Genomic DNA, 23,175 nt, shown 5'->3' with positions numbered 1-23,175 from the left:
CTGGCCAAAGCCCCCGATTATCGGACGACGGCGTGAGTGGCGCCGGAAGGCAGCTCGGCGATCTGCCGGGCCTTCTCGTCGTACCAGGCCACCCGGCTGGCGTAGCTCCAGGCCGTGCGCGACATCGCGCGGGCGGCGTTCACCGCGAGCGCCGGCCGCATGTCGGGCCGCGCGACCATGACCCCCACGCCGATGTCGGCCACCCATTCGGTGTGGCTCGCCTCCAGGGCGGCCAGGTCCCGGCTGGTGCCCAGGGCCACCGGCTTGGCCAGCCGGCGGGCGACCTGGTGCGCCAGGTCGATCAGCAGCCGCGGATTGCTCGGGCGCCGCACCAGCAGCAGGAAGGCGTCCTCGCCCAGCCGGCCCATCTCGACGCCGGGCGGCACCGTGCGGCGCAACCGGCCGGCGCAGATGAACAGCCCGTGGTTGTAGGCCGAGCGGCCGTGCAGCTGCTCCAGTGCCTGCAGGTTGCCCAGCGACACCACCAGCACGCCCAGCGGCAGGCCGTCGACGCCGCCGCGCGCGAACGCCTCGCCCACCATCACGCCGGTCTCGGCGTGCGAGCGCATGCGGGTGACCGGGTCGAAGCTGGGCCCCAGGCGCATCACCTCGCGCAGGCCGATCAGGTAGGAGTAGCGCTCCCACATCGCCGCGGCCATCATCGTGACGTAGCCCATGCCGCTGAGGGCCGCCAGCGCGTGCAGCTGCCAGGCCGTGCGGCCCGGCTGCAAGGCATGGCGTGTCAGCACCGCGATGGTGACGGACATGAGGCCGACGCCGGCCACCGCCAGCCAGCCCAGACGCTCGCCTCGGACCGCATGGCCGACCGCCCCTACCAGCGCGATGACGACCATCAGTGCCTCCATCGCGGCGCCCAGCGCGAGCGCCGATTCGGGCGACAGCAGCCAGCTGGCGACCAGCAGCGCCAGGGCCAGCCCGCTGGTGGCGGCGACCGCCAGTGCCGCCCGGCGCCGGCCGCGCAGCTGGCCGAGCATCCAGAACAGCAGCATCCCGAGCACCGCAGCGGACACCGTGGCCGTGCCGGCCTGCAGCCGCATCCGCAGCACCGGGTCGGCCAGCGGCAGCCAGCCCAGGAAGACGAGGACGTAGAAGCCCGAGATCAGCGCCGACAGCGCCCCGGTCAGGGCCACCCGGCGGGCCGCGCGCAGGAACAGCAGGAGGCCGGCCAGCAGCACCAGGCCGACCGCGCCGAAAAAGGCACCCCAGAAACCGATCGAAAGGCTGTCCATCCGGACGCAGCACCCGTGAGAAGCACCCCGACAGCGAGGTCGCTTACCTTACACTGTTCTGTTGAAGCTGCCATCCCCCGCGGGCCCTGCCCCGCTCCCGTCGATGTCCACCGTTTTCAATTTCACCTTCGTGCCCTGGTTCCGGTCGGTGGCGCCCTACATCCACATGCACCGGGGCAAGACCTTCGTGGTCGGCATCGCCGGCGAGGCGGTCGCGGCCGGCAAGCTGCAGGCCATCGCCCAGGACCTGGCCCTGATCCAGAGCATGGGCGTCAAGGTGGTGCTGGTGCACGGCTTCCGTCCGCAGGTCAACGAGCAGCTGCGTGCCAAGGGCCACGAGGCCCGCTACTCGCACGGCATGCGCATCACCGACGAAGTGGCGCTCGACTGCGCCCAGGAGGCCGCCGGCCAGCTGCGCTACGAGATCGAGGCGGCCTTCAGCATGGGGCTGCCCAACACCCCGATGGCCGGCTCCACGGTGCGCGTGATCTCCGGCAACTTCATCACCGCCCGTCCGGTGGGCATCGTCGACGGCGTCGACTTCAAGCATTCCGGCCTGGTGCGCAAGGTCGACGTCGCCGGCATCCGTCGCACCCTCGACCACGGCGCGATGGTGCTGCTGTCGCCGTTCGGGTTCTCGCCGACCGGCGAGGCGTTCAACCTGACGATGGAGGAGGTCGCCACCAGCGTGGCCATCGCCCTGCAGGCCGACAAGCTGGTGTTCCTGACCGAGATTCCCGGCATCCGCATCCACCCGGGCCAGCCCGAGTCCGAGGACAACCCGATCGACACCGAGCTGCCGCTGGCGGCTGCCGAGCAGCTGCTGGCGGCGCTGCCCAATCCGCAGCAGCCCACCGACACCGCGTTCTACCTGCAGCACTGCGTGAAGGCCTGCAAGGCCGGCGTCGAGCGCAGCCACATCCTGCCGTTCGCGGTCGACGGCTCGCTGCTGCTGGAGATCTACGTGCACGACGGCATCGGCACCATGGTCATCGACGAGAAGCTGGAGAGCCTGCGCGAGGCCACGGCCGAGGACATCGGCGGCATCCTGCAGCTGATCGAGCCGTTCGAGCGCGACGGCACGCTGGTGCGGCGCGAGCGCACCGAGATCGAGCGCGACATCGCCAACTACAGCATCATCGAGCACGACGGCGTGATCTTCGCGTGCGCGGCGCTCTACCCCTACCCGGAGGCGCGCACCGGCGAGATGGCGGCGCTGACCGTCTCGCCGCAGAGCCAGGGCCAGGGCGACGGCGAGAAGATCCTCAAGCGGGTCGAGCAGCGGGCCAAGGCGATGGGCCTGGACAGCATCTTCGTGCTCACCACCCGCACCATGCACTGGTTCCTCAAGCGCGGCTTCGTGCAGGTCGAGCCCGACTGGCTGCCCGAAGCCCGCAAGCGCAAGTACAACTGGAACCGCAAGAGCCTGGTGTTCGTGAAGAAGCTGGCCTGAGCGCGCGGCGGTGCCGGCCGGTGGGGCGCCGCGGCCGAGCTGGACTTTGCGGTGCGGTCGCCTAACCTGTCGTCCTGGCAAGCCCCGCCCCAGCACCACCGCGCTGCGGCGGGCGAACGCCGAGGAGCACCGCCATGGCCCTTCCTTCGACGCACGCGGCAACCGAGATCCGGCTGCCCACGGGCACGGTCCACCTGACCGGCGACCTGGTCCTGCCGCCGGAGTCGCGTGCGCTCGTGCTGTTCTCGCACGGCAGCGGCAGCGGCCGGCACAGCAGCCGCAACCGGCGCGTGGCCGCGCACCTGCAGGCCGCCGGCATCGGCACCCTGCTGCTGGACCTGCTCACGCCGGCCGAGGAGGCGGTCGATGCGCGCACCGGCCATCTGCGGTTCGACATTCCCCTGCTCAGCCACCGGCTGCTGGACGCAGCCACTTGGATCGGGAAGGAGCCGCAGCTCGCCGGCTCGGCTCTGGGCCTGTTCGGCGCCAGCACCGGCAGCGCCGCGGCCCTGATCGCGGCGGCCAAGCTGGGGCCGCGGGTGGCGGCCGTGGTGTCGCGCGGCGGCCGGCCCGACCTGGCTGGCGCCGCGGTGCTGGACGCGGTGACGGCCCCCACCCTGCTCATCGCCGGCGGCAACGATGCCGAGGTGCTGGCACTGAACCGGGTCGCGCTCGAGCGGCTGCACTGCCCCCGTGCGCTGGAGGTGGTGCCCGGCGCCGGCCACCTGTTCGAGGAACCGGGCACGCTCGACCGGGTCGGCGCGCTGGCCACGGCCTGGTTCGCCCGGCACCTTTTGCCCCAGCCGGTGGCCGCATGACCGGGCCTGGCGTGCCGTATGCGGGCCGGCAACAGGCCGGGCGCGTGCTCGCGGCCGCGCTGGACCACCTGCGGGGCCGCGACGACCTGCTCGTGCTGGCGCTGCCGCGCGGCGGTGTCCCGGTCGCCTGCGAAGTGGCGACGGCGCTGCGGGCGCCGCTCGACGTGCTGGTCGTGCGCAAGCTGGGCCTGCCGGGCCAGCCGGAATATGCAATGGGGGCGATCGCCAGCGGCGGCATCCGGGTGATGAACCGGCTGCCCTTCCCGGTGCCGCCGGAAGCGGTGGAAGCGGTGGCGGCGCAGGAAGGCGCCGAGCTGCAGCGGCGCGAGCGCCTGTACCGGGGCGAGCAGCCCCCGCCGCCCATTGCCGGGCGGACCGTCATCGTGGTCGACGACGGGCTCGCCACCGGCGCCACCATGGAAGCGGCGGCGCGGGCCTTGCGCGAACGGCAGCCCCGCTGGCTGTGCCTGGCGGCGCCGGTGGGCGCGCCCCAGACCTGCCGGCGCCTGCGGGCGGCCTGCGACGAGCTGGTATGCCCCGCCCAGCCCGAGCCGTTCCAGGCCGTGGGGCTCTGGTACGAGCGCTTCGTGCAGTGCGAGGACCACGAGGTGCGCGCCCTGCTGGAAGCGGCGCGCACGCGCCGGCCGGCGCCGGCGGAAGGCTGAGGCCGCTCAGGCCACCGCGTGGCGGGCCGGCGCGCCGCGCAACTGGCGTGCCAGCAGCAGCAGGAAGGCCAGAGCGAAGGCGGCGAACGCCACGAACGACCAGTTCGCGATGGAGCCGCCCAGGAAGGTCCAGTCCACCTTGGTGCAGTCGCCGCTGCCGCGGAAGATCATCGGGACGGCCCGCTTGAGCGGGAAGGTCTCGATCATCCCGTAGAAGTCGCGGCCGCACGAGGCGATCTCGGGCGGATACCACTGCAGCCAGCTCTGGCGCGCGGCGACGAATGCACCGAAGCCGGCGGCCAGCAGGCCGAGCAGGCCGGTGGCGATCCAGCCGCCGCGGCTGCGCAGGACGGCGCCGAGGCCGGCGAACACGGCCACCAGGATCAGCGCGTAGCGCTGCACGATGCACATCGGGCACGGCTCCAGGCCGAGGACGTGCTGCAGGTAGAGCGCGAAGGCCAGCATGCCCAGGCAGGCGGCGCACACCAGCGCCAGGGAACGGCGCGGGGCCGCGGACAACCAATCGAACAAGAAGCTTCTCCTACCGTGGCGGGTGCGCCACCGGTCAGGCCGCGCCCTCGACGAACACCCGGGCGCGGCGCGGCGTCACCACCAGCGTCTCGCCCTCCCTGAACCCCAGGTCCCTGAATTGTTGCGCAGGAATCTGCGCCTCGATGACGGGATCCTTGCTGCCGGGGTTGACCGATTGGTTGTCTTCGGCAGGCAGAAGTTCCAGCCGGGCGATCGGCCCCACCACGATGGCCCGCGACAGCTGCACCACGATGCCCTGCGCGCCGGGCGCGTACCGCTGCACGTCCAGGTCGTGCGGCCGCACGTAGGCGAACGCCTTCTGGTTCTGGGCGTCCGCATGCTCCGGCGAGTCGATCTGCAGGCCGTCCAGGTGCACCTCGCCCTGGTGGGCACGGCCGTGGAACATGTTCACGTCGCCCAGGAAGCCGTAGACGAACGGGCTGGCCGGGTGGTCCCAGACATCCTGCGGCGAGCCGACCTGCTCGACCCGGCCGGCGTTCATCAGCACCACCCGGTCGGCGACCTCGAGCGCCTCCTCCTGGTCGTGCGTGACGAAGATGCTGGTCACGTGCAGTTCGTCGTGCAGGCGGCGCAGCCAGCGGCGCAGCTCCTTGCGCACCTTCGCATCGAGCGCGCCGAACGGCTCGTCCAGCAGCAGCACCCTGGGCTCGACCGCCAGCGCCCGGGCCAGGGCGATGCGCTGGCGCTGGCCGCCCGACAGCTGCGAGGGGAAGCGGTCGGCCAGCCAGTCCAGCTGCACCAGGCCGAGCAGGTCGTGCACCTTCTTCCTGATTTGCGCCTCGCTCGGACGCTGGCCGCGCGGCTTGACGCGCAGGCCGAAGGCGACGTTCTCGAACACCGTCATGTGCCGGAACAGCGCGTAGTGCTGGAACACGAAGCCCACCTGGCGCTCGCGCACGTGCACGTCGGTCGTGTCCTCGCCGGCGAACAGGATGCTGCCGGCGTCGGCCGTCTCCAGGCCGGCGATGATGCGCAGCAGCGTGGTCTTGCCGCAGCCCGAGGGGCCCAGCAGCGCCATCAGCTCGCCGGACTGGATGTCCAGGGAGACGTCGCGCAGCGCGTGGAACTCGCCGAACTGCTTGCTGACATTGCGGATTTCGATGCTCATGTGCTTGTCCTTCACGCGGCCTGCGGCCGCTCCGGCGGCAGCTCGGCCACCGCGGCCATGGCGCGCTCCTGCCGCCACTCGGCCACGCTCTTGATCGCCAGGGTCACCAGCGCGAGCAGCGCCAGCAGCGAGGCCACCGAGAAGGCCGCCACCGACTGGTATTCGTTGTAGAGGATCTCCACGTGCAGCGGCATGGTGTTGGTCTGGCCGCGGATGTGGCCCGACACCACCGAGACCGCGCCGAACTCGCCCATGGCGCGCGCATTGCACAGGATCACGCCGTAGATCAGGCCCCACTTGATGTTGGGCAGCGTCACGTGCCAGAAGGTCTGCCAGCCGCTCGCGCCAAGCACGATGGCGGCCTGCTCCTCCTCGTTGCCCTGCGCCTGCATCAGCGGGATCAGCTCGCGCGCGATGAACGGGAAGGTCACGAAGATGGTGGCCAGCACGATCCCCGGCACCGCGAAGATGATCTTGACGTCGTGCGCGGCCAGCCAGGGGCCCAGCCAGCCCTGCGCGCCGAACACCAGCACGTAGATCAGGCCCGAGACCACCGGCGACACCGAGAACGGCAGGTCGACCAGCGTGGTGAGGAAGGCCTTGCCGCGGAACTCGTACTTGGCGATGCACCAGGCGGCGGCGACGCCGAACACCAGGTTCAGCGGCACCGCGAGCGCCGTCGTGATGAGCGTCAGGCGGATGGCCGACCAGGCGTCCGGCTCCCTGAGCGCCTCGAGGTAGGCGCCCGCCCCCTTGCGCAGTGCCTCGGTGAACACGGCGGCCAGCGGCAGCACCAGGAACAGGAACAGGAACACGAGCGCGATGCCGATCAGCGTGCGGCGCACCCAGCGGGCCTCGGTGGTGGCCACGCGCTTCTTGCGAAGGTCGCTCATGTGCCCGCCCTGCGCCGCTGCCACGCCTGCAGGCCGTTGATGACCATCAGCAGCACGAACGACATGAGCAGCATCACCGTCGCCACGGCGGTGGCACCGGCGTAGTCGTACTGCTCCAGCTTGCCGATGATGATCAGCGGCGTGATCTCCGAGACCATGGGCATGTTGCCGGCGATGAAGATCACCGAGCCGTACTCGCCGATGGCGCGGGCGAATGCCATCGCGAAGCCGGTCAGCAGCGCCGGCGCAATCGAGGGCAGGATCACCCGGCTGAAGGTCTGCCAGCGCGTGGCGCCCAGCGACATGGCGGCCTCCTCGAGCTCGCGCTCGGTGTCCTCCAGCACCGGCTGCACCGTGCGCACGACGAACGGCAGGCCGATGAAGATCAGCGCGATGACCACGCCATTCGGGCTGAAGGCCAGCTTGATCCCCAGCGGCTCGAGGTACTGGCCGATCCACCCGTTGCCGGCCAGCAGGGCCGTCAGCGAGATGCCGGCGACGGCGGTGGGCAGCGCGAACGGCAGGTCGACCAGGGCGTCGACGATCTTCTTGCCCGGGAAGGTGTAGCGCACCAGCACCCAGGCGACCAGCAGGCCGAACACCACGTTCACCAGCGCCGCGAGGAAGGACGCGCCGAACGTGAGCCGGTAGGAGGCCAGCACGCGCGGCGAGCTGACGGCCGCCCAGAACTGGTCCCAGCTCAGGGTGAAGGTCTTGAGGACGAGCGCCGACAGCGGGATCAGGACCACCAGGCTCAGGTACAGCAGGGTGTACCCGAGCGTGAGGTTGAACCCCGGCAGCACCTTGCGGCTGCCGCTGCGCCCGCGCGATGCGGCCGCCGGCAGCGGCGCGGCGATCGCCGCGGTGGAAGCCGCCATCACTTCACCGTGTAGATCTTGTCGAACTGCCCGCCGTCGTTGAAGTGCACCTTCTGCGCTTCCGACAGCGAACCGAACTGCTCCTGCACGGTGAACAGCTTGATCGGGCGGAAGGTCTTCTCGTACTTGGCCAGGATCTTGGGGTTGCGCGGGCGGATCGAGTGCTTGGCGGCGATCTCCTGCCCTTCGTCGGAGTACAGGAAGTTCAGGTAGGCCTTGGCCAGGTCGGCCGTGCCCTTCTTGGCCACCGTGCGCTCGACCACCGCGACCGGGTTCTCGGCCACGATGCTGGTGGACGGGTAGACCACGTCGACCTTGCCGTTGCCGAACTCGCGGTTGACCGACTCGACCTCGGATTCGAAGGTGATCAGCACGTCACCGGTGTTGCGCTGCAGGAAGGCCGTGGTCGCATCGCGGCCGCCGCGGGCCAGCACCGGCACGTTCTTGTACAGCCTGGTCAGGAACTCGCGGGCCTGGTCGTCGGTGCCGCCCTTCTTCTTCACCGCGCCCCAGGCGGCCAGGTAGGCGTAGCGGCCGTTGCCGCCGGTCTTGGGGTTGACCACCACCACCTGCACGCCGGGCTTGACCAGGTCGTCCCAGTCCTTGATCCCCTTGGGATTGCCGTCGCGCACCAGGAACAGCATGGTCGAGGTGGTCGGCGCGGCGTTGTCCGGGAAGCGCTTGGCCCAGTCCTTGGCGACCACGCCCTTGTCCGCGAGGAACTCCACGTCGGTGGTGGTGTTCATCGTCACCACGTCGGCGTCGAGGCCGTCGGCCACGGCGCGCGCCTGGGCGCTGGAGCCGGCGTGCGACTGCTCGATCTTCACGTCCTTGCCGGCGGTCTTCTTGTAGTACGGCACGAAGGCAGCGTTGATGTCCTTGTAGAACTCGCGGGCGACGTCGTACGAGACGTTCAGCAGGGTCTGCTGTGCGGAGGCCAGGCCGCTGGCGGCCAGGGCCAGGGCGGCGACGAAGAGCTTGGCATGCATGGGAAGGTCCTTCGGAGGTTGCCCGGGTCTCGAGCCCGGGTCGGGGCGGGATTGTCGCCGCTTATCGATTCGGCTGCGGCGTCAGGCGCAGGTACGGCCGAACGGCGCGGAAGCCCTTGGGGAAGCGCTGGGCCAGCTCGGCCGGATCCTGCAGGCTGGGCAGGATCACGACGTCGTCGCCGTCCTTCCAGTTGGCCGGCGTCGCGACCTTGTGGCTGTCGGTCAGCTGCAGCGAGTCGATCACGCGCAGGATCTCGTCGAAGTTGCGGCCGGTGCCCGCCGGGTAGGTCAGCGTCGCGCGGATCACCTTCTTGGGATCGATGATGAACACGCTGCGCACCGTGGCGTTGGCCAGGGCGTTGGGGTGGATCATGTCGTACAGCGTGGCCACCTGGCGGTCGGCATCGGCCAGGATCGGGAAGTCGACGGTGGTGGACTGGGTGTCGTTGATGTCGGCCACCCACTGCAGGTGCGACGCGACCGGATCGACGCTGACGGCGATCGGCTTGACGCCGCGGCGCGCGAACTCCCCCGACAGGGCCGCGGTCTTGCCCAGCTCGGTGGTGCACACCGGGGTGAAGTCGGCGGGATGCGAGAACAGCACGACCCAGGCGTCGCCCGCCCACTGGTGGAAGGAGATCAGGCCCTGGGTGGAGTCCTGCCGGAAATCGGGAGCGATGTCGCCCAGACGCAGAGTCGCCATGTCTTGTCCACGTATAAAGAGAGCAACAATTCTGCAGTTCCGGTTATAAAAAGCCAACGAAGCTTTCGTTGTTTGTTTATCCGCGGGCTCGCATATGCGGGCAGGCGGCCGAGCAGCCGAGCAGCCCTGGAGCCTTGCGGCGCGACGCCTGGCGCGCCGGCAGGCCTCACAGCAGCGGACGGGCTTCGCGGGCGGCCTCCTGCAGCACGGGCAGCAGGTCGCGCTGCAGCACCGGCGGCTGCAGCCGCTCGCGCGCGGTGACCACGTTGAGCGCCGCCAGCACCTGGCCGGCCATGTTGCGCAGCGGGACGGCCACCGCATGCACACCCACCTCGTGCTCCTCGCTGGCGGCGCACCAGTCCTGCTCGCGCACCTGCTGCACCAGCAGCTTCAGCTTCTTCGGCTCGACCGTGGTGAGCGCCGTCAGGCGGGGCAGCGCACGGCCGCGCAGCCAGGCATTGAATTCGGCACGCGGCCGCGACGCGAGCAGGACGCGCCCCGTCGAGGTGGCGTGGGCCGGCAGGCGGGCGCCCAGGTGCAGGCCGTAGGCCAGCAGGCGCGTGGGCCCGCTGCGCGCCACGATCACCACCTGGTCGCCGTCGAGCACCACGACCGAGAACGCCTCGCCGGTGCGCGCCGCCAGCCGGTCGAGCATCGGCTGCACGATGCGCGGCAGCCGCGCCGACGCGAGGTAGCTGCCGGAAAAGCGCAGCACCTTGGGCGAGAGCCAGAACCAGCTGCCATCCGTCTCCAGGTAGCCCAGGTGCGCCAGCGTCAGCAGGTGGCGCCGCGCAGCGGCGCGCGTGATGCCGGCGCGCTGCGAGGCCAGCGTGGCATTGAGCCGCTGGCGTTCGGTGTCGAAGCTCTCCAGCACGGCCATGCCCTTGGCCATGCCCTCGATGAAGTCGGCGCGTGCGATGTCCATGCGGCGGTCCGTGCAGGCGCTGCGCGATCACCGCACAGCTGCGCGATGATCGCACAACGGTTGCGGTCCCGGCCGGCTGGCGGCGGTTCTGCGCGCCTAAGCTGGGCGACACGACTTCCCAGCACTTCCCAGGAGACTCCATGCGCAAGACCCAGGTGGCGATCATCGGCGCCGGCCCCGCCGGGCTGCTGCTCGGCCAGTTGCTGCACAAGGCCGGCATCGACACCGTGATCCTCGAGCGCCAGACCGCAGATTACGTCCTCGGGCGCATCCGTGCCGGCATCCTGGAGCAGGTCACCGTCGACCTCATGGACGAAGCCGGCATCGGCGAGCGGTTGCACGCGGAAGGCACGGTGCACCACGCGATCGAGCTGGTGTTCCAGGGCGAGCGGCATCCCATCGACGTCGCCGGTCTGACCGGCGGCAAGGTTGTCACGGCGTACGGCCAGACCGAGTTGACGCGCGACCTGATGGCGGCACGGCAGGCCGCCGGGCTGCCCACGGTCTACGAGGCGCGCGACGTCAGCCTGCACGGCTTCGACGGCGAGCGGCCGCTGGTGCGCTACCTGCACGACGGCCGCACCGAGGAGCTCGCCTGCGACTTCATCGCCGGCTGCGACGGCTTCCACGGCGTCTCGCGCGCCGCCGTCAAGGACCACGTCACCGAGTACGAGAAGGTCTACCCGTTCGGCTGGCTCGGCGTGCTGGCCGACGTGCCGCCGGTGTCGCCCCACGCCATCGTCTACGGCAACAGCGAGCGGGGCTTCTCGCTGTGCTCGATGCGCAGCCTGACGCGCAGCCGGTACTACGTGCAGTGCCCGCTGGACGACAAGGTCGAGGACTGGAGCGACCAGCGCTTCTGGGACGAGCTGCGCCGCCGCCTCGACCCCGACCTGGCCGAGCGCATCGTCACCGGGCCGTCGATCGAGAAGAGCATCGCGCCGCTGCGCAGCTTCGTGGCCGAGCCGATGCGCTTCGGCCGGCTGTTCCTGGCCGGCGATGCCGCCCACATCGTGCCCCCGACCGGCGCCAAGGGCCTGAACCTGGCGGCCAGCGACGTGAAGTACCTGTCGTCGGCGCTGATCGAGCACTACCGCGAGAAGAGCGCCACCGGACTGGACCACTACTCGGCGCGCGCCCTGCAGCGCGTGTGGAAGGCCGAGCGCTTCTCCTGGTGGCTCACCTCGCTGATGCACCGCTTCCCGGACACCGGCGCCTTCGGCCAGCGCCTGCAGGATGCCGAGCTGGACTACCTGGTGCATTCGCGGGCGGCGTCCACCGCGCTGGCGGAGAACTACGTCGGGCTGCCGCTGTAAGCCGTGCCACGTGCCGGCCTGCGCGACCGGCCGCGCGGACGCCTGGGCCACGCGGACGCCCCTGCCCTGCCGCGAGGCCGCTCAGCTGCCGCGCCGCCGGCTGCTCCGGCGCGTCCGTTCCATGAAGTCCGGCGGCTTGGTTCGCACCCAGTCGACGAACTTCGCCACGTCCGGATGCGCCAGCAGCGCCTCGGCGCTGGCGTAGTCGCGCGCCAGCTCCGCCTCGCTCAGCAGCGCATGGACCTGCCGGTGGCAGATGCGGTGCAGCAGCGCCGTCTCGCGACCGCCTTGCGATTTCGGCACCAGGTGATGCGCATCGCGCTGGGAGGGTGGAATCGGCCGGCCGCACAACGGGCAGGTCGGATCACCCGCGGCAGCTGGCGGCAAGGCGTCGAGGATCTGGTCGCGCCGGCGGCGCTTGATGCGGCCCGTGGCCATCGCGCGAGTTTGCTTGACCATGGGGCGCCTCGGTGCGTCCCCATCCCCCAGTCCGCGCCGGACCGCTGCCCTCGGCGACGTCGGAGGCGCCTGCGGCAACTCCCCGGCGACGTGCCCGACCGCTCTGCTAGCCTTCTTCCATGCCCGCCGCTCTCCGCCCGCTGCACCAGGTCCGCATCCTCAGCCTGGCCCTCAACCTGCCCGGCCCGGCCGCGTTGATGCGCTGCCGGCGCATGGGCGCGACCTGCGTGAAGCTGGAGCCCCCCACCGGCGACCCGATGGCCCGCTACGAGCCGGCGGCGTATGCCGAGCTGCACGAGGGCATCAAGGTGGTCCAGGCCGACCTGAAGACGCCGGACGGCGAGGCCGTCGTGCACCGCGAGCTGGCCCGCACCGACGTGCTGCTCACCTCGTTCCGGCCGTCGGCGCTGAAGAAGCTGGGTCTGGACTGGGTGACCCTGCACACGCGGTTCCCCGCCCTGTGCCAGGTGGCGATCGTCGGTGGCTCCGGCGACCAGGCCGAGCTGCCGGGACACGATCTCACCTACCTGGCCGAGCACGACCTGGTGTCGGGAACGGCCCTGCCGGCCACGCTGTTCGCCGACATGGCCGGCTCGCTGATGGCCAGCGAGGCCGTGCTGCAGGCTGCGCTGCTGCAGGCCGAGCGGTACACCGGCACCGGCGACAACCACCCGGTCGGCCGCTACATCGAGGTGGCGCTGTCCGATGCCGCGGCGTACCTGGCTCTGCCCCGGCACTGGGGCCTGACGCGCCCCGCCGGGGCGGTTGGCGGCGCCCATGCCGGCTACCGCGTGTACCCGTGCCAGGACGGCCGGGTGGCGGTGGCCGCGCTCGAGCCGCATTTCGCCGCGGCGCTGTGCGCGGCGGCGGGTCGGCCCGGCGCCGATGCAGCGACGATGCGCGAGCCGGCCACCCACGCGGCACTCGCTGCGTTCTTTGCCGGCAAGCGTCGCGCCGAACTCGACCGGCTCGCGACCGAGCAGGACATTCCACTGCACACGCTGGATTGAGGGCCGCGCGGCGCCTTCCCCGGCTGGAGCGGTGACCGGGACGTGCGGTCGGGCCCGGGCCGACGCGTCAGGCCGGGGGCGCCGGTCGCCGACCTGCCATGAACGCCAGCGCGCAGCCGGCCGCCACGAGTGCGGCAAAGGTCACCAGATAGCACCACTCCGCGGGGCCGTGGTGGCCGTACGACTGGATCGCCGTCGCAGCTTCGAACCATTCCCAAAACGGCGCGCACAGGATGGTGGTCACCACCGCCAGCGGCGCGCAGACGACCGGCACGAGCAGCAGCGTCACGGCGACCCGTCGCAGGCTAGGCATCGCCGCCCCCCAGGGCACCGCGCCGCGCCTGTCCATCTCCATCGTTGGCGGCGCGTCCCCGTCGAGTGCTCGCGTCGAACGACAGGTCGGGGCCCATGCTTCCTCCAACCGGCCGAGGCCATGCAGCACGGCCACGCGCCAAGCCGGCCGGCCGCCATGCAGCCAGGTGGCCATGACGTTCAACCCACGGCCCCAGGCCGGTGGTCATGACACGCAGACCCCTTGCGAACGGCGTGCGTGCGGATGGCGGTGCAGTGATGTCTCCTGGCATGCGTGGACGGTGGGAGTCGACAGCGGGCAGCGAACAACGGACCCGCCACCGGAGGAACGCCACCAGCGTGTTCCGCGCTCCAGGAGGACGGCACCCTGCCTCGCCAGACCAGCTGCCACGACCCTGCCCCCCGGAGTTGTTGGCGCAAGGATAACGGCGCAGCCCCGGGGAAGGAAGACATCGAGGCCCTCTCCCGCGCCACGGCGCACAAACACGACGGACATGGTGCCGGCTGGTCGCAGCGCGGCTCGCGCGGGCCTGGCCGGTGCGCCCACCACAGCTTTGTCCCATGCGTTCTGGGAGGTGCCGGCGATTGACGCCCCGGCGACGGGCGGCTGGAATGCGAAGGACGGACATGGCCTTCCTCGCACACCTGCTCGCCACGGCACTCGGGCTGCTGGTCATCCACCGGCTGGCCTCGACACCCACCTTGGACGGATGGAAGAGGTTCGTCATGACCGGCAGCATTGCCGTGGTGGCCGTGCTGGCGGTCCGCGCCAGCGACCCACCGGACGGCTTCCTGTTCAACGATTTCCGCATTGCCTACTACCCCGCCGGCCGCGCCGTCCTGGAGGACCCGCAGCGGTTGCAGGAACTGCTGGACAAGGGCGTCAGCGGATTCGTCAACCTGCCGGCCGTGGCCTGGCTCCTCGCCCCTCTCGCGGCGCTGGCGGAAGAGCGGGCCGTTCTCGTCTTCACCGCACTCGGCGTGGCGGCGGCGGTGGGCGCCTGGTGGCTGCTGTGCCGCGTGGCCCGGCTCGGCCTGCGGGAGCGCTACGTGCTCGCCCTGCTCTTCGCCGGCAACGGCCCGCTCCTGTACAGCCTCAAGGAAGGCAACACCAGCCACATGGTGCTGTTCGGGCTGGTCGCGGGCCTGGCCCTGCTGCGCGGCGGCCGGCCCCTCGCCGCGGGCGCCGTGCTCGCCGTCTGCGCTGTCGTCAAGCCGCCGCTGGCGCTGTTCGGCCTGTTCTTCCTGCTGCGCCGCGACCTCGCGGGCCTCACCGGTTTTGCCGTGGTCGGTGCCGGGTTCGCGCTGGCGTCGGTCCTGCTGGCCGGCTGGACGCTGAACCAGCACTGGTTCGAGCTCAGCGTCCTGAAGTTCAGCAGGGAGTGGCTGGCGGCCTTCAACGTCCAGTCCCTGCCGGCCTTCGTGCTGCGCCTGGACCCCGGCGCGCAGCAGCACCTGCACGTCTGGGCGACGCTCACGGGCGTCGGCGACGGGGAGCGCATGGCAGGCGAACTGCTGCGCGCGGCGGTCTTCCTGGCCGCGGCGTTCGCCTGGCGGCGGGCGGCCACCGGTGCGGCCGACGCTCCCGCCCAGGTGGAGCAGCGGCGCGACCTGCAGTTCCTGCTGGTGCTGTGCCTGGCCCTGGTGACCAGCCCGCTCGCCTGGTCGCACTACTACGCGTGGCTGCTGGTGCCGATCGCCTTCCTTCTCGGCCCGACCGGGCTGGGCCAGGGCCGGGCCGCGCGGGTGCTGGGCTGGGTCGCCATCGTCCTGGCAATGCCGCTCGTGCGGCCGCTGTTCTTCACCGATCCGGCCCTGGCGGCGGCGTACCGGTCGATCGGCGTCTCGCACCTGCTGTTCGGCGGCCTGCTGACGTTCGGCCTGGTGGCCGCCCACCTGGCGGCTTCCGGCCCCACCATGCGGGGGCGGGCCATGGAACCAGGCAGGAGGCCACGGCCCTGGGGCGCCGCGGGCCTGCAAGGGGCAGGACGGGCGGCGTCGAAACAGTGACCCACGGCAAGCGCGCGGGGAGCAGCCGGACGTGCGCCCGCCGGGCGGCAGGTGACCGGCCGGCGGTCACGCGACCCGCACGTCGCATTCCCGGTACAGCGCCAGGTGCGATCGCAGGAAGTCGTCGTACGAGAAGGACCGCAGGAGCCGCTGGCGCCCGTTGGCCCCCAGCTGCCGGCGCAGGTCGGCGCGGGCGGCCAGGGTCTGCATGTTGGCGGCCAGCTGGACGGCGTCCTCGCTGGGCGACAGCAGGCCGCACACGCCGTCCTCCACCACCTCCGGCACGGCCTGGGTGCGCGTCGACAGGATCGGCAGCCCGTAGTTCATGGCTTCCAGGAACACCAGACCGAAGGTCTCCCACCGGCTGGGCATGACGAACACGTCGGCGGCCGCGTAGTACGGGCGCACGTCGGCCTGCCAGCCGGCCCACACCACCCGGTCGGCAATGCCCAGCGACCGCGCCTGCTGCTCCAGCCGGGCCTGGAGCTCCCCGGTGCCGCACAGCACGAGCACGAAACGGGCCGGCGGCACGAGCCGGGCGGCGGCCTGCAGCAGCACGTCGACGCCCTTCTGCCGTTCGAAGCGGCCGCAGAACAGGAACAGGGTGTCACCCTCGGCAAGCCCGAGCGAGGCCCGCAGCCGCTGCCGCTGCCCCGCGCGCGATGCCTGGGGCGGCTGCAGCGGCAGCGAGTTGTGGATCACGCGGGCCTTGGCGGCATCGATCAGGTGGATGCGCCGCCCGTACTCGCGGGTGTAGCGCGAGGGCGAGACGTAGCGGTGCGTCATGCGGTCCAGCAGCTTCTCGATGCTCCAGTAGACCCACTTCTGCGGCACGGGCGTGAACTCGTCGGCGCCGTAGGCATGCAGGGTGTGGATCACCTTCACCGGGACGCGGCACACGCGCGCGGCCAGCCGGCCGATCAGGCCACCCAGGCTGGTGTGGGTGTGCACCGCCTCGTAGCGGCCGGTGGCCAGCAGCGCCAGGACGAAGCGGATGTCGGCGGCGATCGCGGCCGGGTCGAAGCCGGGCTTGCGCGGGAAGTGGTGGACGCGCGAGAACGGCGCCTCGAGCTCGGCGTCCTGCGACACGCCCGAGGGGTAGTAGACCAGCTCGCACTGCACCCGCGGGCGGATGCCCGAGGCGAGCGCAGTGATGTACTTGCCGGAGCCTCCCAGGCTCTTGGAGGTGACGAACAGCACGCTCATGTCAGGCCTTTCCTGGTCCTTCGCACCGGTTGCCGGCGCAGGTTGTCTTCATCCCGCGTCGGCCAGCGTGCGCTTCCTGGCCAGGGTCGCCTCCAGCAGCAGGAAGAGCGCCGCGGGGTAGGACAGGAAGTACGCGCTGGTGGCGAGCGCGAGGCCCTCCACGCCGAACAGGGAGAACCCGGCCGCCTTCATCCCGATGCCGACGGTGAAGCAGCCAGCCGTCACGAGCGAGGGGGTGCGGGTGTCGCCCAAGGTGAAGAACGCCTCCGACAGGATCAGCCCGGCGCCGCCGCCGACGATCACGCCCGACATCAGCATGAACAGACCGAGGGCACCGGCCAGGTCCTGGCCCCGCAGCAGCTTCAGCTGGCCGATGCCGCCGAACGGCCATCCGAGCGCCAGGCCGGCGCCGGCTGCCAGGCAGCACAGGAGCGACGCGCCCGTCAGCAGTAGCAGCCGCCGCCGGTACAGGCGATGGAACTGCGGCCAGTCGCCCTGCCGCACCAGCACCGCCAGCCGCGGCACGGCCGGGGCCGAGATCGCCTTGCCCAGCACCGAGTTGACGGCGAGCGCGGCCTGCTGCGCGAAATAGAACAGCGACAGTGCGCCGGCCTGCCCCATGGAGGTGAAGAACCGGTCGAACAGCTGGTCCGACTTGTAGTAGGTGGCCGACAGCAGCAGCGGACGCAGCCGGGCCCAGACGCCGGCCGCCGCGCCCCACGGCGCACGCGCCGCCCCCACCAGCAGCGGCGCCAGCACCAGCATGCCGACGAGCGCGCGCGCCACGTTGACCCATGCCGCGCCTGCCACCCCGTGCGTGGGCAGCACCACCACCATGGCGGCGAAGGCGGCCAGCGTTCCGAGGAGCGGCGCCGACTCGGCCAGCGCGAAACGCCCCTGCGCATGGCAGGCTGCCAGCAGCACCGCGGACACGGCCGAGAACGCCATGCCGACCACCTGCACCCGGGCCAGCGACACGGCCAGCGTCCTGGCGGCCGCATCGAAGCCCGGCACCACCAGCGGCACCCACGCCGGCGCGGCCAGCCACAGCAGGCCGGCGACCGCGGCGAAGCTGCCGCCGACCACCAGCACCAGGGCCATCGCCTCGCCCTGCACCTGCGCCCGCGCCTTGCCGGAGAAGAACGGGATCAGCACGTGCGCGAAGCTGCTGTTGGCCACCAGCAGGACCAGCTGCGGCACGGCCAGCGATGCGAAGAAGGCGTCGGCCTGCACGCCGGCCCCCGTCGTCGCCAGCACGTAGCCCTGGAGCAGGAACCACGCCAGCATGTTCGCCGCGGTGATGGCCCCGAGCGTGAGTCCCAGTCGCGCGCTCATCGGCCCTGCCCCGCCGGCCCTGCCCTGGCGTCGGTGGGCGCGCCGGTCCCGCCCGAGACCACCTGGGCCACGACCAGGCCGCTGGACGCTTCGGACCGCACCACCATCTCGGCGCCGCCGAAGACGGGTGCGGCCCGCAGCGGCACCGCGGCATCGGCGACGTCGACCACCAGCCGGCCGGCATCCCACACCCAGCGCACCGGGCCGTGCTGGGTGCGGATGGTGCCGCTGTCGATCCGCTGCCCGAGCCAGGCCGCCGGCACGCCCGCGCCGATGACGACCGGCGCCTCGGGGTCGGCGCGGTCCACGTGCACCAGCATGGCCATCTGCAGCATCAGCGCCTCGGCCGCGCTCCAGTAATGGGGCGTGATCCGCCGCGCGTCCGTCCAGCCGCGCATGCTGGTCCAGCGGTGGCTCGCGTTCTCCTCGGCCCCCTCCTCCCACCAGGTGTAGAGGCCGGGCGAGGCCGACGCTCCCATGAAGTAGTCCAGCGTCTGCCAGGCGCGCTCGGGGCGGCCCAGCGCCAGCCACTGGTGCGCCTCGGCGAAACTGAAGTACGTCCATTTCGGCGCCTGCCGGTAGGCGCCGTCGCCGTCGCGCTGCTGCCGCCAGCGCTCGCCCAGCCGCGCCTCGAAGGCGCTGGCCAGCGCGGGGGCCTTGCCGAGAACGCCGCTGGGCCACAAGGCCGAGACATAGGTGCGGTCGTTGTCGGCCGCGCGGATCCAGTCCGTCAGGCGCCGCTTGAACCCCACCTGCTGCCGCAGGAACTCGCCGGCCAGCTGCGGCGCGCGCGGCAGCAGCCCCGTCGCCGCGTCGCGCGGCGACTGCAGGAACTTGGCACGCCAGGCCTGCGCCAGCGCCTCGGCCCTGGCCTCCAGGGCGGCCGCCTCGCCGTCCTCGCCCACCCGGCGGGCCAGGCCGGCGGCCTCGCGCAGCCCGAGGTAGTTGACGGCGTTGACGAACAGCACCGGATAGTGGTGGTCCATGTGCCCCATCGCCAGCCCGCCGATGGCCGGTTCGCAGGGGCGGCGCGTGAGCGGGTCGTCGCGGTAGGCCTGGAGCACGGGCCCGGCCGGCCGGGCGACGATGGTCGTGGTGGCGGCCAGGCAGGCGGTGACCAGGCCGGCCTTGCGCCGCACGTGGGGCCAGGCCCAGCTGTCGAAACGCGCCGATCCCACCGCGCGCGCCGCCTCGGCGATCGCCCAGATGCCCAGCCCCGGCGCGTCGGCCTCGGCCCCGAAGCCGCCGAAGTGGTCGCGTTCGGCGACCGAGGGGGCCAGCCGTTCAACCGTGGCCACCTGTCCCGCGCGGGCCAGGGCGGCGATGACATAGGCGCCATCGCGCAGCCAGTCGAAGTCGTAGCTGACCGGCTCTCCGGGACGGGTGCCCAGGTCGGTCAGTCCCATCAGCAGGTGGGCCTGCTGAGCATGCGCCATGGCCGCAAACCGTGCATCGGGCACGGCCGGCGTCCAGTAGGCCGCGCTGGCGGGCAGCGCCTCGCCGCGTGGCGCCCCGAGGTCGGTCACGCGCAGCAGCAGGCCGTCGCCCTCGACGGGCACGGCCGCGTACAGCCAGCCGCCGGCGGCCGTGCGCTCGTCGCGCGGTGGCGGTCCGGCAACTGGCTGGCGCGCCGCTGGCGCGGCGGCCGCCCGCAGGTCGATGCCGGCTGGCGCCTCGTCGCCCAGCACGGCGAGCGCGGCGGCCGGCGTGTCCACCGCCCAGCGCTCGTTGAGCAGCAGCCGGGCGCCCTCCCGCCGGATCGATCGCACCGGCGCGCCGCTCGGCCCGGCGGAGCGCAGCAGCACCCAGGTGCGCTGTCCCGCATCGGCGCGGGCGGGTCGCAGATCCATCTCGAAATGGTCGTCGCGCCACGACCAGCTCACCTGGTAGCCGGGGGTGTCGGTCACCAGGGCCGGCACCGCGCGGCCGGCCTCGGCCACCAGCGACTGCCGCACCTGGGACAGCGCGAGGGTGTCGCTCGTCGCCAGGCGCACGCCCGCGGCGTCGGTGATCCAGACCGACACCCCGAAGCTGCCGGGTGCCGGGCTGAAGCCGCCGCCGGGCTCGTGGAATCCCTTGCGGCCCAGCGGCGTGCCGGGTTCACCGAGCACCACGTGGCCCTCGTTGCGGGGCCAGGCCCCGTCCGGGCGCGCGGCGACGGCGCGCTGGAGGCGCTCGCGCTCGGTGAGCGCCCCCTCGAGGCGGGCCACCGCTTCGGTGAACCCCGCCAGGTTGTTGGCCAGCGCCAGCGCCGCCAGCACGAGCGCCGCGGGGACGACCAGCGGCCGCGCCCGCGTGAACCACGACAGCGCCGCAAGCGTCAGCAGGAACGGCAGGAAGTGGAGTCCGTAGAGGAACGTTTCCTCGCCGTACACGAGGTGCAGCCCGACCTGCCCGGCCAGGGTGCCGAACAGCACGAACAGGAAGCGCCGATGCGGCGCACCCAGCGCGCGGGCGCCCGCCAGGCCGGCGGCCAGCAGGGCGATCCAGATCGCCAGCGCGGGCGCCCCGGTGCCGCGGCTTCCGCCCGGCGCCGACTGCTGCACCGTCAGCAGGGGCCAGAGGAAGTCCTTGGCCGGCGGCAGGCGGCCCAGGTCGGGCAGCACCAGCGGATGCAGCAGCATGCCGGACAACCGGTGCCAGACCGTGCCGGCCTCCTCCCGCCCGACGTACAGGGTCTCGCCCGACGGCGCGAGGAAGAACAGGCCCGACGTCGGGAACACCAGCTTCTGCACCACGGCCAGCACCATCGTGATGGCCAGCACCAGGGCGCTGACCCGGACGGCGCGGCGCCAGGGAAGATGGGAGACCGCCAGCGCCAGGCCCGCCATCCAGTTGGTGGTGGTGATGGCCAGGCTGCCCAGGCCCAGCGCCAGCACCGCGCGCTCGCCGATGCCGCGCCGCACCGCGATGGCGGCGCCCAGCAGCACCGCCATCATCGACAGCGAGCCGAGGTGGTACAGCTCGGGCACCGAGAAGAACATCACGAACGATGCCGACGCGAGGGCCAGCAGCACGAAGGCCACCGCCGCGACCGAGGCCAGCCCCAGCGCGACGAGCAGGGCGTACAGCACGGCGACCCAGGCCCCCGCCCAGAGCGCGGACGCCACGCGCGCGGCCACCAGGTCGGGCATCGGATGGATCGCTTGCAGCAGGTGGGTGAACGGGTAGACGACCAGGGACGCGATCGGGTGGACCTTGTTCCGGTAGTGGCTGCTGTCGGCATCCGTCATGTTCTGCAGCACCCGCTGCAGGTCGGCCTGGAACCACACGTCGGTGGCGTAGGACTGGAACAGTTCGGCGTTGATCCGCCCGGACAGGTGCCACGACGCGAGGAACGCGGCGGCGGCCAGCGCCAGCGCGACCAGGGCATGCAGCCGCGAGGGCAAGGCAGCCGCGGCGGCAGCGGCATGGCCGGACGGTGCGGACGAAGCGAACGCGGGCGAGGTGGTGGTAGCAGGCATGCGTGTCGGGCCACTATCGCGGTCCGCGACGCATGCGGTCCATAGGACAAAGCTCCGGCGGGACCGGGCGTGCTCGCCCAGGCTTCCCGGGAGCCCCCTGCCCTTGCGCGCCGCATGCGCTCGCCCCGGCGCCCGGGGGGCAGGCAGCCCCTGCCCACCGGCACGGGCTTCGCCCTTGGTGTGCCCGTAACCCGTCGTAAGGTCGGCATGCGGAAGCATCGCTGGCTCAACAATTGAGCAGCCTCGGTTTCTTCTCGTGACAGCTCGTCCGGAACGAGCTCATCCGTCAAATACGATCCGCGCCCCGGCTGAGCCACCAGGACAGCCGGTTGACCCACCACCCGCGGATCCATGCACATCACACCTCGTCTCGCCCTCCTGTCGGCACTCATGGCGGCTGCGGCAGCCCCTTCCTTCGCGCTCGACCACGGCGTCAACATCCACGGCGGCGGCGGCAGCACCACGGCCAACACCCAGATCGCGTCCCTCATGAAGGACCGCAACTTCAGGACCGCGCGGCTGGACTACATCCCCGGCGCCGGCCTGACCCTGCTGCGCGACCAGATCCAGAAGATCCGCGCCAACGGCGGGCATGTCGAGCTGGTGACGCAGATCACCTACCAGTGGGATTCCTCCTGCAAGCAGAGCCTGGCGGCCGTGGAGCAGGACGCCTACAACCAGATGGCCGCCGCGGTGAACGCGATGAAGGACCTGGTCCACGACTACGAGCTGCTCAACGAAGTCCAGCTGCGCGACGAGATCGACGGCGAAGTCCCCTGGAACCAGACCGGCAACACCGCCGCCAGCTACGAAGGCAAGCCGTGCGTGGCCACCATCACCGCCGTGCTGCGGGGCATGTCGCGCGCGGTCAACGACATCCGGGCCAGCTCGGGCCTGCCGCTGCGCACCATCCTCGGCGCGGTCGGCCGCGACTTCGGCTTCCTCGAGTTCATGCAGAACAAGGGCGTGCTGTTCGACGTCGTGGGCTACCACATCTATCCGGAATTCGGCCACGCGAGCCTGAGCAGCGACACCTGGTACGGCACCGGCGGGCCGCTCGGACAGCTGGCCAGGTTCAAGCGGCCGATCCGCATCAACGAGTTCAACTGCGGCGAGGTCTATGACGGCGCCTACGAGAACCAGATGTGGGCCTCCATGACGGAGACCTGCCTGAAGTCGCTCGACAAGCACCTGACGCAGCTGCGCACGCAGACCAGCGCCAACATCGAATCGATCACCTTCTACGAGCTCGAGGACGAGCCCACGAAGGCGGCTGCGGAAGGTCGCTTCGGCCTGACCTTCGGGCTGGCGAATCCCAAGGTCCACCTCTATCTCGCGACCGCGTTCGCGGGGGGCAACCTGAGCGCCGCCGAGCGTCTGGAGATCACCCGGCGCGGGCTGCTGACCGACGCCGAGATCACCGCGATGAAGGCGAGCTCGTCGCCGGCACCTGCCCCGGCCCCGGCACCGGCACCGGCTCCCGCTCCCGCGCCGGCGCCCGCCCCGGCGCCGGTCCGCGACAGGACGGCGCCGGTGGTGGTCATCACGAGTCCGGCCAACGGCGAGTCGCTGGATCGCCGGGCGCGCTTCACCGCCGCCGCCAAGGCCACCGACAACGTGGCCGTCCGCGAGGTCCGCATGCGCTTCAACGGGACCACGTGCGTGACGAACGCGGCGCCTTACCAGTGCACGTTCACCATGCCGTCGCAGCGCAACACCCGCCTGTCGCTGACGGTGGACGCCACCGACACCTCGGGCAACGTCGGCAGCGCGTCCATCAGCCTGCGCACCCGGTAAGCCACTGCCGCCGCATTGCGCGGCGGCACCGC

Annotated in this window: 20 protein-coding genes; 7 read left to right on the top strand and 13 right to left on the bottom strand. The window is 71.8% G+C overall.

Annotation, left to right across the window (positions count from 1 at the left end; genetic code table 11):
* Positions 1–17: 17 nt before the first annotated feature.
* Entirely contained in the window at positions 18–1,250 is a 1,233-nt protein-coding gene (locus VFE82_RS08095; RefSeq protein WP_324999747.1) for a GGDEF domain-containing protein, read from the bottom strand.
* 103 nt (positions 1,251–1,353) lie between these two features.
* Between VFE82_RS08095 and argA the strand changes: the two genes are divergently transcribed.
* The 3 genes from argA (at position 1,354) to VFE82_RS08080 (ending at position 4,186) form a co-directional block, all read left to right on the top strand.
* Positions 1,354–2,703, top strand: coding sequence for an amino-acid N-acetyltransferase (argA, locus tag VFE82_RS08090; protein ID WP_324999746.1), 1,350 nt, complete (start codon positions 1,354–1,356; stop codon positions 2,701–2,703).
* Positions 2,704–2,837: 134 nt separating this feature from the next.
* Positions 2,838–3,521 (top strand): alpha/beta hydrolase, encoded by a 684-nt coding sequence (locus tag VFE82_RS08085; RefSeq protein WP_324999745.1) that lies wholly within the window; start codon positions 2,838–2,840, stop codon positions 3,519–3,521.
* Positions 3,518–4,186 carry a phosphoribosyltransferase gene (locus tag VFE82_RS08080; RefSeq protein ID WP_324999744.1) on the top strand — a complete coding sequence of 223 codons (669 nt, stop codon included), beginning with the start codon at positions 3,518–3,520 and terminating at the stop codon, positions 4,184–4,186. The genes VFE82_RS08085 and VFE82_RS08080 overlap by 4 nt, the downstream gene beginning before the upstream one ends.
* A gap of 6 nt (positions 4,187–4,192) precedes the next feature.
* On the opposite strand, the gene VFE82_RS08075 is transcribed toward VFE82_RS08080, so the two are convergent.
* The 7 genes from VFE82_RS08075 to VFE82_RS08045 all read right to left on the bottom strand — a co-directional run bounded on the left by VFE82_RS08075 (position 4,193) and on the right by VFE82_RS08045 (position 10,234).
* Positions 4,193–4,717, bottom strand: coding sequence for a disulfide bond formation protein B (locus tag VFE82_RS08075; RefSeq protein ID WP_324999743.1), 525 nt, complete (start codon positions 4,715–4,717; stop codon positions 4,193–4,195).
* A 34-nt stretch (positions 4,718–4,751) separates the two neighbouring features.
* Positions 4,752–5,846, bottom strand: coding sequence for a sulfate ABC transporter ATP-binding protein (locus tag VFE82_RS08070; RefSeq protein WP_324999742.1), 1,095 nt, complete (start codon positions 5,844–5,846; stop codon positions 4,752–4,754).
* 11 nt (positions 5,847–5,857) lie between these two features.
* Positions 5,858–6,739 carry a sulfate ABC transporter permease subunit CysW gene (gene cysW / locus VFE82_RS08065; protein WP_324999741.1) on the bottom strand — a complete coding sequence of 294 codons (882 nt, stop codon included), beginning with the start codon at positions 6,737–6,739 and terminating at the stop codon, positions 5,858–5,860.
* A complete protein-coding gene (gene cysT, locus VFE82_RS08060; RefSeq protein WP_324999740.1) occupies positions 6,736–7,617 on the bottom strand; it encodes a sulfate ABC transporter permease subunit CysT in 882 nt (293 codons plus the stop codon). The genes cysW and cysT overlap by 4 nt, the downstream gene beginning before the upstream one ends.
* Positions 7,617–8,606 (bottom strand): sulfate ABC transporter substrate-binding protein, encoded by a 990-nt coding sequence (locus tag VFE82_RS08055; RefSeq protein ID WP_324999739.1) that lies wholly within the window; start codon positions 8,604–8,606, stop codon positions 7,617–7,619. The genes cysT and VFE82_RS08055 overlap by 1 nt, the downstream gene beginning before the upstream one ends.
* 61 nt (positions 8,607–8,667) lie before the next feature.
* Positions 8,668–9,309 (bottom strand): peroxiredoxin, encoded by a 642-nt coding sequence (locus tag VFE82_RS08050; protein ID WP_324999738.1) that lies wholly within the window; start codon positions 9,307–9,309, stop codon positions 8,668–8,670.
* 166 nt (positions 9,310–9,475) lie between these two features.
* Positions 9,476–10,234, bottom strand: a complete 759-nt coding sequence (locus VFE82_RS08045) for an IclR family transcriptional regulator domain-containing protein (protein WP_324999737.1) — start codon at positions 10,232–10,234, stop codon at positions 9,476–9,478.
* A gap of 140 nt (positions 10,235–10,374) precedes the next feature.
* On the opposite strand from VFE82_RS08045, the gene pobA reads away from it, so the two are divergent.
* The gene (gene pobA / locus VFE82_RS08040) at positions 10,375–11,550 is read left to right on the top strand and encodes a 4-hydroxybenzoate 3-monooxygenase (RefSeq protein WP_324999736.1); all 1,176 of its coding nucleotides are present in this window, start codon (positions 10,375–10,377) and stop codon (positions 11,548–11,550) included.
* 81 nt (positions 11,551–11,631) lie between these two features.
* Here the strand turns inward: pobA and VFE82_RS08035 are convergent, their stop codons facing one another.
* Positions 11,632–12,009 (bottom strand): HNH endonuclease signature motif containing protein, encoded by a 378-nt coding sequence (locus VFE82_RS08035; protein WP_324999735.1) that lies wholly within the window; start codon positions 12,007–12,009, stop codon positions 11,632–11,634.
* A 119-nt stretch (positions 12,010–12,128) separates the two neighbouring features.
* Between VFE82_RS08035 and VFE82_RS08030 the strand changes: the two genes are divergently transcribed.
* Entirely contained in the window at positions 12,129–13,019 is an 891-nt protein-coding gene (locus VFE82_RS08030) for a CoA transferase (RefSeq protein WP_324999734.1), read from the top strand.
* A 67-nt stretch (positions 13,020–13,086) separates the two neighbouring features.
* Here the strand turns inward: VFE82_RS08030 and VFE82_RS08025 are convergent, their stop codons facing one another.
* Positions 13,087–13,506: a hypothetical protein gene (locus tag VFE82_RS08025; RefSeq protein WP_324999733.1), complete on the bottom strand. Its 420-nt coding sequence runs from the start codon at positions 13,504–13,506 to the stop codon at positions 13,087–13,089.
* 452 nt (positions 13,507–13,958) lie between these two features.
* Between VFE82_RS08025 and VFE82_RS08020 the strand changes: the two genes are divergently transcribed.
* Positions 13,959–15,341, top strand: coding sequence for a glycosyltransferase family 87 protein (locus tag VFE82_RS08020; protein WP_324999732.1), 1,383 nt, complete (start codon positions 13,959–13,961; stop codon positions 15,339–15,341).
* 66 nt (positions 15,342–15,407) lie between these two features.
* Here the strand turns inward: VFE82_RS08020 and VFE82_RS08015 are convergent, their stop codons facing one another.
* From VFE82_RS08015 to VFE82_RS08005, 3 genes are read right to left on the bottom strand one after another with little or no spacing between them, the layout of a single operon-like run.
* The gene (locus tag VFE82_RS08015; protein ID WP_324999731.1) at positions 15,408–16,547 is read right to left on the bottom strand and encodes a glycosyltransferase; all 1,140 of its coding nucleotides are present in this window, start codon (positions 16,545–16,547) and stop codon (positions 15,408–15,410) included.
* A 48-nt stretch (positions 16,548–16,595) separates the two neighbouring features.
* On the bottom strand, positions 16,596–17,882 hold the full coding sequence (locus VFE82_RS08010) for a lipid II flippase MurJ (protein ID WP_324999730.1): 1,287 nt from the start codon (positions 17,880–17,882) through the stop codon (positions 16,596–16,598).
* The gene (locus VFE82_RS08005) at positions 17,879–21,346 is read right to left on the bottom strand and encodes a hypothetical protein (protein WP_324999729.1); all 3,468 of its coding nucleotides are present in this window, start codon (positions 21,344–21,346) and stop codon (positions 17,879–17,881) included. Before VFE82_RS08005 ends, VFE82_RS08010 begins: the two co-directional genes overlap by 4 nt.
* 351 nt (positions 21,347–21,697) lie before the next feature.
* On the opposite strand from VFE82_RS08005, the gene VFE82_RS08000 reads away from it, so the two are divergent.
* On the top strand, positions 21,698–23,143 hold the full coding sequence (locus VFE82_RS08000; RefSeq protein ID WP_324999728.1) for an Ig-like domain-containing protein: 1,446 nt from the start codon (positions 21,698–21,700) through the stop codon (positions 23,141–23,143).
* Positions 23,144–23,175: the final 32 nt, after the last annotated feature.

The sequence above is a fragment of the Ramlibacter sp. genome (assembly GCF_035655895.1).
Classification (GTDB): domain Bacteria; phylum Pseudomonadota; class Gammaproteobacteria; order Burkholderiales; family Burkholderiaceae_C; genus Ramlibacter.
This window is presented reverse-complemented; position numbering and strand designations above follow the sequence as displayed.

Excerpts from the sequence above, each read along its gene's own strand:
- VFE82_RS08095 (WP_324999747.1), bottom strand. The coding sequence starts at position 1,250 with ATGGACAGCCTTTCGATCGGTTTCTGGGGTGCCTTTTTCGGCGCGGTC.
- argA (WP_324999746.1), top strand. The coding sequence starts at position 1,354 with ATGTCCACCGTTTTCAATTTCACCTTCGTGCCCTGGTTCCGGTCGGTG.
- VFE82_RS08085 (WP_324999745.1), top strand. The coding sequence starts at position 2,838 with ATGGCCCTTCCTTCGACGCACGCGGCAACCGAGATCCGGCTGCCCACG.
- VFE82_RS08080 (WP_324999744.1), top strand. The coding sequence starts at position 3,518 with ATGACCGGGCCTGGCGTGCCGTATGCGGGCCGGCAACAGGCCGGGCGC.
- VFE82_RS08070 (WP_324999742.1), bottom strand. The coding sequence starts at position 5,846 with ATGAGCATCGAAATCCGCAATGTCAGCAAGCAGTTCGGCGAGTTCCAC.
- cysW (WP_324999741.1), bottom strand. The coding sequence starts at position 6,739 with ATGAGCGACCTTCGCAAGAAGCGCGTGGCCACCACCGAGGCCCGCTGG.
- cysT (WP_324999740.1), bottom strand. The coding sequence starts at position 7,617 with ATGGCGGCTTCCACCGCGGCGATCGCCGCGCCGCTGCCGGCGGCCGCA.
- VFE82_RS08055 (WP_324999739.1), bottom strand. The coding sequence starts at position 8,606 with ATGCATGCCAAGCTCTTCGTCGCCGCCCTGGCCCTGGCCGCCAGCGGC.
- VFE82_RS08050 (WP_324999738.1), bottom strand. The coding sequence starts at position 9,309 with ATGGCGACTCTGCGTCTGGGCGACATCGCTCCCGATTTCCGGCAGGAC.
- VFE82_RS08045 (WP_324999737.1), bottom strand. The coding sequence starts at position 10,234 with ATGGACATCGCACGCGCCGACTTCATCGAGGGCATGGCCAAGGGCATG.
- pobA (WP_324999736.1), top strand. The coding sequence starts at position 10,375 with ATGCGCAAGACCCAGGTGGCGATCATCGGCGCCGGCCCCGCCGGGCTG.
- VFE82_RS08035 (WP_324999735.1), bottom strand. The coding sequence starts at position 12,009 with ATGGTCAAGCAAACTCGCGCGATGGCCACGGGCCGCATCAAGCGCCGC.
- VFE82_RS08030 (WP_324999734.1), top strand. The coding sequence starts at position 12,129 with ATGCCCGCCGCTCTCCGCCCGCTGCACCAGGTCCGCATCCTCAGCCTG.
- VFE82_RS08025 (WP_324999733.1), bottom strand. The coding sequence starts at position 13,506 with ATGGCCACCTGGCTGCATGGCGGCCGGCCGGCTTGGCGCGTGGCCGTG.
- VFE82_RS08020 (WP_324999732.1), top strand. The coding sequence starts at position 13,959 with ATGGCCTTCCTCGCACACCTGCTCGCCACGGCACTCGGGCTGCTGGTC.
- VFE82_RS08015 (WP_324999731.1), bottom strand. The coding sequence starts at position 16,547 with ATGAGCGTGCTGTTCGTCACCTCCAAGAGCCTGGGAGGCTCCGGCAAG.
- VFE82_RS08010 (WP_324999730.1), bottom strand. The coding sequence starts at position 17,882 with ATGAGCGCGCGACTGGGACTCACGCTCGGGGCCATCACCGCGGCGAAC.
- VFE82_RS08005 (WP_324999729.1), bottom strand. The coding sequence starts at position 21,346 with ATGCCTGCTACCACCACCTCGCCCGCGTTCGCTTCGTCCGCACCGTCC.
- VFE82_RS08000 (WP_324999728.1), top strand. The coding sequence starts at position 21,698 with ATGCACATCACACCTCGTCTCGCCCTCCTGTCGGCACTCATGGCGGCT.